The organism is Streptomyces sp. NPDC047000, assembly GCF_040644295.1.
Lineage (GTDB): Bacteria > Actinomycetota > Actinomycetes > Streptomycetales > Streptomycetaceae > Streptomyces.
Genome location: NZ_JBEYWE010000001.1, coordinates 311,310 through 324,122 on the forward strand (window position 1 = coordinate 311,310; position 12,813 = coordinate 324,122).

The following is a 12,813-nucleotide window of genomic DNA, read 5'->3' on the forward strand; positions in this document are numbered from 1 at the left end:
ACTTCCCCGAGCCGATGGGCACCGCCGGTGTCCTGGGCCGATGCTCTCCGGCCTGATCCGCCGGACGTTAAAGATCAAGCCAGGGCGTCCCGTCACTCCCGTCGTCCGCCCGGCCCATGGCCCCCGCATCCTGGTCTTCCCTGCCGGTGGCGCGTCCGCCCGGACGCAGGGGACCGGGACCGGTCCGCGGCGCGTCCTGGGGCACGGTCCGCGCGAGGGTCCGGGCGACGGCCCCGACCGTCTCGGGACCGACCCGGCAGCACCCCCCGATCAGCCGCGCACCGGCCCGGTACCAGGACCTGACCTGCTCCGGGGCGAAGGTGGAGCCGCCGGTCCAGGTGCGGGTGCCGGCGTCCCAGGACTCGCCGCTGTTCGGGTAGACGACGACAGGTCTGCCGGTGACGCGGGAGGCGGTCGCCACAGCCGGTCCGACGTCCCCGGGGGCGCAGCAGTTGACCCCCACCGCGATCACCTCGTCCGCGTCCGCCGCGACCGCGAACGCCTCCGCCAGCGGCTGCCCCGCCCTCGTACGGTCACCGGCGACCGTGTACGACAGCCACACCGGCACCCCGAGCCCCCGTACCGCCCGCAGCAGCGCCCTCGCCTCGTCCACGTCGGGGACCGTCTCCAGGGCCAGGACGTCGGGACCCGCCGAGGCCAGCGCCTCCAGCCGCGGCCGGTGGAAACGCTCCAGCTCGGCGACGCCCAGCCCGTACCGCCCCCGGTACTCCGAGCCGTCCGCCAGCATCGCCCCGTAGGGCCCCGCGGATCCGGCCACCCACAGCGGACGCGTCACACCCCCGGCCCGGGCCCGCCGCGCCGCCTCCCGCGCCAGTTCCACGCTCAGCGCCATCAGCCGCGCCGCCTCCCGCGCCCCGATGCCGCGCCGGGCGAAGCCCTCGAACGTGGCCTGGTAGCTCGCCGTGATCGCCACGCTCGCACCGGCCTCGAAGTAGGCGAGGTGGGCCTCGGTGATCGCCGCGGGCCGCTCGGCGAGCAGCCGGGCCGACCAGAGCCCGTCGCCCAGATCGTGCCCGGCCGACTCGAGCTGATTGGATATCCCGCCGTCCAGGACGACCGGTCCGGCGCCGAGCGCCTCGGCGAGGCCGGGGGAGGGCGGGCGGGGAGAGTTCCGGTCGGGGGTGCGCACGATTCGACGCTAGTCCATGCCCTCCGACCCGACCCGACCCGACCCTGCCCCGGACGGCAGTCGCAGAAATCGCTTACTGCCATGTCCCGTCCGAACCGTTGACCTCCTCGCACCCCGCGCGTACCTTTCCGGCGTTCGGCATGACAGATGGCGGCCGGTATCACGAACAATCGCCGTCCCGGTCGTCCCACCTCACCGTGTCCCCGACAGGGAGCCCGTATGAGCCGCGAACAGCATCTGCCACCCGCCCGTCCCCCCGCCCCGGTCCCTCTCCTCGCTCCCCTCCTGTCCCTCCTCCTCGCCCTCTGCCTCGCGCTCGCCGGTGCGCTGGGTGTCGCCGGTACGGCGCGGGCGGCGGTCCAGACCGTCACCAACGGCGTCCAGTTCACCGACACCTCGGGCAACGCCCTGCACGCGCACGGCGGCGGTGTCGTCAAGGCCGGCTCCTACTACTACTGGTTCGGCGAGGACCGCAACGCCGACAACACCTTCAGATACGTGGACGCCTACCGCTCCACCGACCTGAAGTCCTGGGAGTTCCGCGGCCACGTCCTGTCGCAGTCCTCCGCCGCCGAACTCGGCACCGCGTACATCGAGCGGCCCAAGGTCATCTACAACGCGGCCACCGGCACGTACGTGATGTGGATGCACAAGGAGAACGGCGTCGACTACAGCCAGGCCAGGGCCGCCGTCGCCGTGTCCGCGACGATCGACGGCACCTACACCTACCAGGGCAGCTTCCAGCCGCTCGGCCAGTACATGTCCCGCGACCTCACCACCTACGTGGACACCGACGGCACCGCCTACCTGGTCTCCGCCGCCAACGAGAACTACGACCTGCACATCTACCGGCTCACCGCGGACTACACCGGGATCGCCGCCCTCGTCGCCAACCCCTGGCCCGGCGGCCACCGGGAGGCCCCGGCCCTGTTCAAGCGGGGCGGCGTCTACTTCATGCTGACCTCCGGCGCCACCGGCTGGAGCGCCAACCAGCAGCAGTACGCCACCGCGACCTCCCCGGCCGGTCCCTGGACCTCCTGGACGAACGTCGGCGACTCGACGGCGTACAACTCGCAGACCGCCTACGTCCTCCCGGTGAGCGGGAGTTCGGGCACCTCGTACCTCTACATGGGCGACCGCTGGGGCAACTCCTTCGGCGGGACCGTCGACGACTCCCGTTATGTCTGGCTGCCGTTGACCTTCCCGACGGCCACGTCGATGTCCCTGTCCTGGTACCCGGAGGTGTCCGTCGACACCGCCGCCGGCACCGTCACCGGGACCGCCGCCACCTACAGCACGCTGATCGCCCGGCACAGTGCGAAGTGCGCCGACGTGCCGAACCAGTCGCTCTGGCAGGGGGTCGCGCTCAGCCAGTACACCTGCAACGGCGGCACCAACCAGAAATGGTGGTTCAAGGATCTCGGCTCGGGCCACTACGCGCTCATGGGCCGCGGCAGTTCCCTGTGCCTCCAGGAGAACGCGAGCGACGTCACCCAGGAGAACTGCACCGGGAGCACCGCCCAGCAGTGGTCGGTGGTCACGTCCGGCTCCTACGTGACCATCGCCTCGCGTGCGAGCGGCGAGTGCCTCGATGTGTCCGGCGCGTCCACCGCCGACTCCGCCGCGCTCATCACGTACACCTGCAACGGAGGGACCAACCAGCAGTGGACGCGCGGGACCTGAGATCACCCGGCGGCCGTCGGGCCACCGGGCCGCCGGCCCGTCAGGCCAGCAGGTCGATCGCGTCGACCGCCGTGCCCGCGCTGAGATAGCCCGTCGTCCCCGAGCCGCTCACCACATAGATCCTCAGCACGTTGTACTGGCTGGTGTCCGTGAGCCAGGCACTGGCCGGAACGCTGTAACTGAAGGTGTAGTTGTTGCCCCGGTACGAGCCCACGGTCAGTGACCGCGTGCTCGGCTGGGCGGGCGGTGAGGGGATCGACGACGTCCAGCTGTTGACGGTGATCTGGGGGCGGCCGTTGGCGTAGGCGGTCGTCACGCCGATCCGCAGGGTGTGCGCGGCGGCGGCCTGTGCCGCGGTGAGCCTGAAGTACACGACCAGGCCGCTGTTGACGTCCTTCCAGAGGTACGCCGGGAAGGCCGCGGTCTCACCGCCGCCGCCGATCACCACGTTGCCGGTCCAGGCGGCGGCCCGCACGTCGGACGGATGGGCGTACGTCATCAGGGCCGCGTTCTTGAACCCGCCGGGCGTGCCGTCCCAGTCGCCGAGACGCCAGATCGCGGTGGCGTTCCCCGGATCGTTGGAGGTGGGGACCGCGATCGTGTTGAGGGTGGTCGTACCGCCCGCGGTGACCGTCACCGACGTCGTGTACACGGCCAGTTCGCCCTTGTGGACGGTCAGGGTGTACGTCCCCGGCAGCACCCCGGTGATCGAGAAGTAGCCGTCCGACGCGCGCGCCGAGCCCCAGTACTGGGCCGCCGAGTTGGCGAGGCCCACGGTGTACGCGAACGCGGTGTTCCGCCCGGTGATCCCGACCCCCGCCACCCGGCCCCGGCCGCTCGCGGGCACGTACCCGGAGAGACCGAGCGAGTCCGCCCAGGACGGGGAGGTGGTGAGGTTCGCGTGGTAGAGGGCGGAGGACGGTGCGCCGCCGTCCGTGAAGGCGATCACGTACGGACCCTGGAGGCCGTAACGCTCCGACTCCGTCTGGTTCTCGCCGTAGTACAGGATCTCGTACAGCCCGCCGCCGTCCGCGCTCTGGTGGCGCAGCAGCGAGCGGTAGAAGGGGCCGCCGGACGCCTTCTCGTGGTTGCTGCGCACCACCCACAGACCGACGCCACCGGTGGTCCAGCCGATGTAGTCGTAGTCGATGACGCGCAGCTTGGAGTAGTGCTTCGAGCGGGTCTGGCCGTCGGACTTCTGGAACACGTCCGACGCCTCGACGGTGGTGGGCGCGTAGGTGTACGAGTCCGGCTCGTCGTTGAGGAACAGCCCCGCCTTGACGCGCACGATGTACCGGGTCGCGCTGACCGACGCGTCGGCCTTGTTCGTCCAGACGTACACGTTGTTCTCGCCGCTGCGGGCCGCGTAGTAGAGCTTCAGCGTGCCGTACGTGACGGAGACCAGGATGGTCGAGCCGGACTGCGCGAGGGTCACGGTGGAGGTGCCGAGCCCCGACTCGATGTGGGAGTTCTTGCCGCCGTAGCCCTGGTACTCGGTTCCCTTGTAGACCAGCGAGGCCAGATCGCCGTTGGTCTTGCTGACCTTGAACACCAGGCTCGCGCCGGTGTCGACGACGTAGTTCGAGCCGTCGTCGCTCCAGCCGAAACCGGCGGCCGCCGCGGTGGACGCCAGCGGGCCGGCGAGCGCCGCGGAACCGGCGGCGGCAGCCGTGCCGAGCACGAAGGTACGGCGTCGGACCGGCTTGTTCACGGATCCGGACATGGGAGTGCCTCCTTCGGAGGTGCGGATACGGGGTGCGGGTGCGTGATGCGTGATGCGTGACGGGGGCGGTGCGTGGTGCGGGTGGAGCCGTGACGCGTGCGGTGTCTGGCAGAGTGACAGTTGAATCGTTATTGCGAAAGGGCTTTCGCTCGGCTGGAGTTGGCATTTTCGTCAAAAAATCCAAGGGGCTAGAAAGCGCTTGTCGGCAGCGGTACGGTCCAGCGGCCAGCCCCGTGCCCGCTCACCGAGGAGCCGCGTATGACCCCCAGGACGCTCACGAGACGACTCGGCCTCGCCACCCTCGCGGCGCTCACCCTGAGCACCGCGCTCACGGCCGTGCCCGCCTCCGCGGACGAGCGGCAGCCACCGCGGCCGCCGTCGCCCCCGCTCGGCATCGGCGACTGCACCGCGACCGCCTGCCACTTCGACGTCCCGCCGGGCGCCTACGACGTCCGGGTCCGTCTCGGCGGTGCGGCGGCCGCGAGCACCGGCATCAGCGGTGAGACCCGCCGCTCCCTGCTCCCGGAGACCGCCACCGCGGCCGGTGAGACCGTCACCCGCTCCTTCACCGTCGACGTCCGCACCCCGGAGGGCGAGCCCACCGGGCCCGACGGCTCACCCGGACTCGACCTCGCCCTCGGCGGCGCCGCCCCCGCCCTCGCCGGTATCACGGTCACCCCCGCGAGGCACGCCCGCCAGATCCTCCTGATCGGTGACTCCACCGTCTGCGACCAGCCCGGCGCCCCCTACTCCGGCTGGGGCCAGCAGCTCCCGCAGTTCCTGCGCCGCGGCCTGTCCGTCGCCAACCACGCCGACTCCGGGGAGAGCACGGTCAGCTACCTGGCCGACCCGCGCCTGTGGGACACCGTCCGGCCGCTGATCCACCCGGGAGACCTGGTGCTCGTCCAGCTCGCCCACAACGACAAGACGACCGACGAGCCGACCTACCGGGCCAACCTCGAGAAACTGGTCGCCGGTGTCCGGGCGCGGAGGGGCCGGCCCGTTCTGGTCACGCCGATCGTCCGGCGCTGGTTCAACGCGGACGGCACCCTGAACAACGGCACGGCCCTGCTGGTCAACGGGCTCGGGGTGGACCACCCGGCGGTGATCCGCTCCGTCGCCGCCGCCGAGGGCGTGCCGCTCGTCGACCTGACCGCGCGGACCAAGACGCTCGTCGAGTCCCTCGGGGTGGAGGGCTCCAAGGCGATCTACCTCTATGACGAGAAGAAGGACAACACCCACACCTCCGCCCACGGGGCCACCGTCTACGCGGGGCTGGTCCGCGACGGACTCGTCGCCCTCGGCCTGGTGTCCGAGCGGGAGGTGCGCGGGGAGCCGGTGCACGGGGAGCCGGGCGCGGCGACCGGTCGGCCCATGGACGTACGACCCGTCCCATAGGACCCTGAGGCGTCCCGACCGGAACCGGGGCGTCCCGGGCCCCCGCCGGGTGGGATGCGCCTCACCCGGCAGGTACAGAGCGTCACTGTGGCGTTACACGGCTTCATGGACTGAAGGATCTTGGCTTTGGGGAGGGAAAGTGCTTTCACTACCTGAACAAGCAAGAGGTGCTTGATTTCACGGCTTGAACACGCAGGAGTGTTTCTGGAGTGATTGATTTCACTCGCCGAACGATCGGACCCTCTCTGACCGGCGTGCAGCCCCCACTGTAAGGAGCGAAGCCTCCGATGCACCTGCCTCCCACCGACCGTACTCTCAGCCCGCGCACCGGCTACACCCGAGCCCACTGGGAGGCGGCCGCCGACGCCCTGCTCGCGGCCGTCCGGCCGTACGCCACCGGGGACCAGGCCCTCTATCACCTTCCCGGAGACCGCCAGAGTTGGTCAGGACGCCTCTCGGACGGGCTCGAGGGCTACGCCCGCACCTTCCTCCTCGCGGCCTTACGCAGGGACGAGAACGCCCTCGGACGCTACGCGGAGGGCCTCGCGGCCGGCACCGCCGGCGTCTGGCCGCGTATCGAGGACCGCGGCCAGCCCCTCGTGGAGGCCGCCTCGATCGCCCTGGCCCTGCGGCTGACCCGGCCCCTGCTGTGGGACCGGCTCCCCGACCCGGTGCGCCGAAGAGCCGCCGACTGGCTCGCCGGCGCCCTCACCGCGGAACCGTGGGTTTGCAACTGGGAGCTGTTCCCCGTCACCGTCGGCGGCTTCCTCGCGGAGGTCGGACATGAGCCCGAGGCCTCCCGCAAGGCCGTCGAGCGCGGCCTGGAGCGGATCGAGGACTGGTACGTCGGAGAAGGCTGGTACTCGGACGGTCCCGGCCGGGCCTTCGACTACTACAACGGCTGGGCCCTGCACCTCTACCCGGTGCTGCACGCCTGGCTGGCGGACGACCCGGGGCTGCTCGACCACTACGGCAGCCGCCTCGAACGCCACCTCGCCGACTACGCCCGGCTGTTCGGCGGCGACGGCGCCCCTCTGCACCAGGGCCGCTCCCTGACGTACCGCTTCGCCACCGCGGCCCCCCTGTGGCTGGGCGCGCTCACCGGCCGTACGCCGCTCACGCCCGGCGAGACCCGGCGGCTGGCCTCGGGCGCGCTCAAGTACTTCCTCGACCGCGGTGCCGTGGACGAGCGGGGTCTGCTCACCCTCGGCTGGGACGGTCCGGACCCGGCCGTCGTGCAGGGCTATTCGGGCCCGGCGTCGCCGTACTGGGCGAGCAAGGGCTTCCTCGGGCTGCTCCTGCCGCCCGGCGACCCCGTGTGGACGGCGCCCGAGGAGCCGGGCCCCGCCGAGCGCGCCGACGCGGTGACCGGCGTGAGCGGCCCCAACTGGCTGCTCCAGTCGACCCGCACCGACGGCATCGTCCGGCTGCACAACCACGGCAGCGAGGACGTCCGTTACGACCCCTACTACACCCGCCTCGCCTACTCCACGGTGACGCGGCCGGTGGCGTCACCGCCGGACAACTCCGTCACGGTCGGCGGCGATCCGGACCGTACGGGCATCGTTCCGCTGGGGGTGGGGGAGGGCTGGGCGGCCTCCCGGCACACCACGGCCTCCGGCGCCACGGTCGTCAGCCTCGTGGTGGCCGAGGGCGCGGCGGAGATCCGGGCCCATCTGGTCGCGGGCGCCGCCCCGGGGACGGAGGTGCGGCTCACGGGGTGGGTCCCGTGGGAGGAGAACGGTGAGACGGCCGAACTGCTCCCGCTGTACGGCTTGCGCGCCCTGCACGGCGTGCCCGGGCCGGACCGTTCGGACGGTGCCGGCGCCCCCCTTGACCTTCACGGCGTCCGTGGTCCTCGCGGCCCCCGTGGCCTGCGGAGCGCCGACGAGGTGCCGCCGGACACGGCGGAGGTCCCGCCCCCGCTGACCGGTGCGACCGGCGGGGCACCGGCCACGCTCTTCGTGGCGGCGGCCCGCCTCACCGCCGAACGCGATCCGCTGCCCCTGGCGCGCCTGGTCTCCGTCCGCGTGAGGGAGAGCCGCGGGACCGGCGCCGGGCCGGTACCCGAGCCGTACACGCGGCCCGACACCCCGCCGGACAAGCGGCCCGACACCTGCCCCGACACGCGGCCTGACACCCCGTCGGGGACGGAGCCGGGACCCGGGCCGGACATCGAGCTGGAGGTCGTCTGGCGGGATGCGCCGACCCGCCGCTTCCGCTTCGCGGCGTCGCACGGCCCGGGGGCGGCGGCGTCGGCGTCGGGCCGTGCGTCCGGGCAGGCGTCCGGCCCGGCGTCGTCGTGGTCGGTGACGTCCCGCTGAGCGCCGCGCCGGACAGCTGATCCCGGCCGGGAGATCCCGGCCGGACGGACGGGTGCGGTCCCTTCGACGCGCCCCCGACCACCGGGCCGAGCCGCCGGCCGGCCGACTCCGCTCGCAGGCAAGCCCTTTCGGCGGACAGCGCTCTTGACGGACAGTCACTTTTCGGCCCGGCCGGGACTGCTCCGCAGCTCAGTTCGCCAGGAGGGCCGACAACTGCGGTGAGTACAGACGGTGCAGGACCAGGGCCGCGCTGCCCACCACGGCCGCGTTGGGACCGAGCGGTGAGGCCGCCACCTCGACGACCCGGATGTGCCGGGACAATGGCCTGGTTTCGAGGGCGGACCGCACGACTTCGACGTACCGTGACTCCACGAACTGGATGCCGTGCCCGCCGAGGATGACGAGGTCGATGTCGATGAAGTTGACGATGGCTGTCGCGACCACGGCCACCCGGGCCGCCGCCTCGTCGATGACCGCGGCGGCGACCGGATCCCCCTCGGCGGCGGCGATACGGACGGCGGCATGATCGACCGACGCCGGATTCCTCGCGAAGGATTGCGAAAGCATACTTTCCTGACCGCCCTCGGCGAGCCTGCGCCGGGTCTCCGCCACGATGGCGGACGGGTTGGCGATCCGGTCCAGGCACCCCCGGTTGCCGCAGTAGCACTCGGGCCCGTCGGGCAGCAGCGAGGCATGTCCGAACTCTCCGGCGTTCAGCGAACCTCCTCTGTAGACCTGGTAATTGAGGATGAGTCCGCCGCCGATCCCGGTACCGAAGAAGAAATGGGCGAAGTTCGCCACACCTTTGCCCGCTCCGGCCCAGCGTTCGCCGATCGCGGCTGCGGTGGCATCGTTGTCAAGAGTCACAGGCAGCCCCGTCAAGTCACTCAACATTCGCTGCAACGGGACGCGGGCCCAGTGCGTGAGCTGCGGCGGAGCGACGATCATCCCCAGCTCCCGCTCGATCGGCCCCGGAGTGGCCAGCCCGAGGCCCAGCACCTCGTCCCGGGAGAGTCCCGCCTCGGCCAGCACGGCGAAGACCAACTCCGCCATGGCGGCCACGATCCGGGCCGGATCGGCATCCGGCGGCGTGGGTCTCCTGCGCACCACGAGAGGCCTGCCGAGCAGGTCGATCACCGCGCAGGTCAGATGGACGGGGTCGAAGTGCACCCCCACCGCCCGGCCCGCGCCCGCGTCGACCCGCAGGGTGGTGCGGGGCTTGCCGCCGGTGGCCCCGCGGCTCGCGCCGTCCTCGCGCACGATGCCCTCGTCGAGCAGCCGGCGCACGATCCCGGACACCGTCTGCGGGGTGAGACCAGTTCGTTGCGCGATCTCTACTCGGCTGATTCCGTCGGCCATCTGGATCTGGTCCAGCACCACGGCTTGGTTGTATCGCCCGACTTTGGGAAGGTTCGTGCCGGCCTTCGGTACGTCTCCACTCCCTGACATGTCCGTTTGGTCCTCCGATGCTCCTGGCTTGACTAAGTAAAACAAATGGATTTAGCGTCCGCAGCAACGTAATAAGCCGGACATGAAGGAAGCACGGCGTAGTGCTACTCGGAGGCAAGCTGATGTCCACAAACTGCCGCATCACCGACGGCATGGAGCCGTGCGGTCACGCGGGCCCCCGCAGTGCGGAGCTCCTCTCGTGACCGGGGCACCGATCCTGCTGGAGATGCAGTCGATCACCAAGACCTTCCCCGGCGTGAAGGCGCTCTCCGACGTCAACCTGGTTGTCCGCGAGGGCGAGATCCACGCGATCTGCGGAGAGAACGGTGCCGGCAAGTCCACCCTCATGAAGGTGCTGAGCGGGGTCTACCCGTACGGCACCTACGAGGGGGAGATCTTCTACCGCAACGAGCGCTGCCGGTTCGGCGACATCCGGGCCAGTGAGCACGCGGGGATCGTCATCATCCACCAGGAGCTCGCCCTGGTCCCGGGGATGTCGATCACCGAGAACATCTTCCTCGGCAACGAACCGCGCAAGCGGGGCGCCATCGACTGGAAGCAGGCCCAGCGCCGGGCCGTCGAGCTCATGAAGCAGGTGGGCCTGGAAGAGGACCCCGACACGCTGATCAAGGACATCGGTGTCGGCAAGCAGCAGCTGGTGGAGATCGCCAAGGCGTTCGCCAAGGATGTGCGGCTCCTCATCCTCGACGAGCCGACCGCGGCCCTGAACGAGGACGACTCCCGGCATCTGCTCGACCTGCTCCGCGGTTTCAAGCAGCAGGGCATCACCTCGATCATGATCTCGCACAAGCTCAACGAGATCGAGGCGGTGGCCGACACCATCACGATCCTGCGTGACGGCCAGACCATCGAGAGCCTCGACGTCAAGGGCGACGGGGTCAACGAGGACCGGATCGTGCGCGGGATGGTCGGCCGCGAGCTCAGCAGCCGCTTCCCGGACCACACCCCGAACATCGGAGAGGTCTTCTTCGAGGTCTCGGACTGGACCGTGCGGCACCCGATGGCCGAGGACCGGCTCGTCTGCAAGGGGTCCGCCTTCAACGTCCGGCGCGGTGAGATCGTCGGCTTCGCCGGCCTCATGGGCGCCGGCCGGACCGAGCTCGCCATGAGCCTGTTCGGCCGCTCCTACGGCACCTGGCTGTCCGGCAGGGTGTTCAAGGACGGCAAGGAGATCCAGGTCAAGACGGTGGCGGACGCGATCCGTCACGGCATGGCCTACGTCAGCGAGGACCGCAAGGCGATCGGCCTCAACCTCCTCGACGACATCAAGACGTCGGTGGTGGCGGCCAAGCTGTCGAAGATCGTCAAGCGCGGTGTCGTCGACAAGCCGGCCGAGTACCGCATCTCCGACGAGTACCGCCAGAGCCTCAGGATCAAGACCCCCACGGTCGACGAGGGTGTCATCAAGCTCTCCGGCGGCAACCAGCAGAAGGTCGTCCTGGCGAAGTGGATGTTCACCGACCCGGACCTGCTGATCCTCGACGAACCGACCCGCGGTATCGACGTGGGTGCCAAGTACGAGATCTACGGGATCATCCACAAGCTCGTCGACCAGGGCAAGGGCGTCATCGTCATCTCTTCGGAGCTGCCCGAGCTCATCGGCCTGTGCGACCGCATCTACACGGTGTTCGAAGGCACCATCACCGGCGAGGTGGCGCGTAGCGACGCCGATCCGGAACTCCTCATGAAGCAGATGACCGCGATGAAGAAGAGCCCGACGACATGAGCAAGTTCAAAGAGCTGCAGAAGAACCTCTTCGGAGGCACATCCTCCAACGCCCGCCAGTTCGGCATGATCTTCACCCTCGTGGCGATCGTCCTCCTGTTCCAGATCTGGACCGGCGGCCTGACCCTGACCTCCAGCAACCTGATCGCGGTGGTCAGCCAGTACTCGTACATCCTGATCCTCGCCATCGGCATGCTGATGGTGATCGTGGCGGGGCACATCGACCTCTCGGTCGGCTCGGTCGCGGCGTTCACTGGCATCGTTGTCGCGAAGGCGATGCAGGAGTACGACCTGCCGTGGCCGCTGGCCATCCTGCTCGGTCTGCTCGTCGGCGCGGCGATCGGCGCCTGGCAGGGCTTCTGGGTCGCCTACTTCGGGGTCCCGGCGTTCATCGTCACCCTGGCCGGCATGCTGCTGTTCCGCGGCGGCAACCAGTACATCGGCAACGCCGACACCGTGCCGGTCCCCGAGGGCTTCCGCAAGATCGGCGCCGGCTTCCTGCCCGAGGTGGGCCCGGACACCGGGTTCAACAACCTGACGGTGCTGCTCGGTCTGCTGGCCTGTGCCGGTGTGGTGTGGCGCGAGTGGCGGTCCCGCCAGACGCGGCACGAGATGGGTGCCGAGACCGGCCCGATCTGGGTCACCGGTGTCCGCGTGGTGATCATGGTCGCCGTCATCATCTTCGCCACCCTCCGGTTCGCCGGCGGCCGCGTCGGCACCAGCTTCCCGATCTCCGGCATCATCCTGATGGTCCTGGTGCTTGCGTATTCGCACTACACCCGCAACACTGTCGGCGGCCGTCACATCTACGCCGTGGGCGGCAACTCCCGCGCCGCCGAGCTCTCCGGTGTGAAGCTCAAGCGGACGAACTTCTTCGTCATGATGAACATGTCGATCCTGGCCGCTCTGGCCGGCATGATCTTCGTGGCCCGCTCCACGGCCTCCGGTCCCCAGGACGGTCTGAGCTGGGAGCTCGACGCCATCGCCGCGGTCTTCATCGGCGGCGCGGCGGTCACCGGCGGTCTCGGCACCATCAGCGGCTCCATCGTCGGTGGTCTCGTGATGGCCCTGCTCAACAACGGCCTCCAGCTCGAGGGTGTCGGCTCGGACATGGTCCAGATCATCAAGGGTCTGGTCCTCCTCCTCGCAGTCGCCCTCGACGTCTACAACAAGAGCCAGGGGCGGTTCTCGATCATCGGGACGCTGATGCGTCCGTTCCGACGAGAAGAACCGGCGGCACCGGCCGACTCCTCCGGGTCGGCCTCTGATCCCCAGAAGACCCCGGTCGCCGGCTGACCCACCAGGTCCCCGGTCGGCCAACGGTCTACCGCTCGCGGGCT

8 protein-coding genes are annotated in these 12,813 nt (G+C 70.3%); 5 read left to right on the forward strand and 3 right to left on the reverse strand.

What is annotated here, in order from left to right; genetic code table 11:
* Positions 1–67: 67 nt before the first annotated feature.
* On the reverse strand, positions 68–1,150 hold the full coding sequence (gene mmuM / locus ABZ862_RS01290) for a homocysteine S-methyltransferase (protein WP_360950261.1): 1,083 nt from the start codon (positions 1,148–1,150) through the stop codon (positions 68–70).
* A gap of 219 nt (positions 1,151–1,369) precedes the next feature.
* Here mmuM and ABZ862_RS01295 point away from each other — a divergent pair, with 219 nt between their 5' ends.
* Complete coding sequence (locus ABZ862_RS01295) at positions 1,370–2,833, forward strand: RICIN domain-containing protein (protein ID WP_360950264.1); 1,464 nt, start codon at positions 1,370–1,372, stop codon at positions 2,831–2,833.
* Between the two features lie 40 nt (positions 2,834–2,873).
* On the opposite strand, the gene ABZ862_RS01300 is transcribed toward ABZ862_RS01295, so the two are convergent.
* Entirely contained in the window at positions 2,874–4,556 is a 1,683-nt protein-coding gene (locus ABZ862_RS01300) for a rhamnogalacturonan lyase B N-terminal domain-containing protein (RefSeq protein WP_360950267.1), read from the reverse strand.
* Between the two features lie 258 nt (positions 4,557–4,814).
* On the opposite strand from ABZ862_RS01300, the gene ABZ862_RS01305 reads away from it, so the two are divergent.
* Together ABZ862_RS01305 and ABZ862_RS01310 are read left to right on the forward strand one after the other, a co-directional pair.
* Positions 4,815–5,954 (forward strand): rhamnogalacturonan acetylesterase, encoded by a 1,140-nt coding sequence (locus tag ABZ862_RS01305; RefSeq protein ID WP_360950270.1) that lies wholly within the window; start codon positions 4,815–4,817, stop codon positions 5,952–5,954.
* A 287-nt stretch (positions 5,955–6,241) separates the two neighbouring features.
* On the forward strand, positions 6,242–8,278 hold the full coding sequence (locus ABZ862_RS01310; RefSeq protein ID WP_360950273.1) for a DUF2264 domain-containing protein: 2,037 nt from the start codon (positions 6,242–6,244) through the stop codon (positions 8,276–8,278).
* Positions 8,279–8,467: 189 nt separating this feature from the next.
* Here ABZ862_RS01310 and ABZ862_RS01315 read toward each other — a convergent pair whose 3' ends face one another.
* Positions 8,468–9,658, reverse strand: a complete 1,191-nt coding sequence (locus ABZ862_RS01315) for an ROK family transcriptional regulator (RefSeq protein WP_360950276.1) — start codon at positions 9,656–9,658, stop codon at positions 8,468–8,470.
* 295 nt (positions 9,659–9,953) lie between these two features.
* Between ABZ862_RS01315 and mmsA the strand changes: the two genes are divergently transcribed.
* Complete coding sequence (gene mmsA / locus ABZ862_RS01320) at positions 9,954–11,474, forward strand: multiple monosaccharide ABC transporter ATP-binding protein (protein WP_360951370.1); 1,521 nt, start codon at positions 9,954–9,956, stop codon at positions 11,472–11,474.
* Positions 11,471–12,769 (forward strand): multiple monosaccharide ABC transporter permease, encoded by a 1,299-nt coding sequence (gene mmsB, locus ABZ862_RS01325; protein ID WP_360950279.1) that lies wholly within the window; start codon positions 11,471–11,473, stop codon positions 12,767–12,769. The genes mmsA and mmsB overlap by 4 nt, the downstream gene beginning before the upstream one ends.
* The last annotated feature ends 44 nt before the right edge of the window (positions 12,770–12,813 follow it).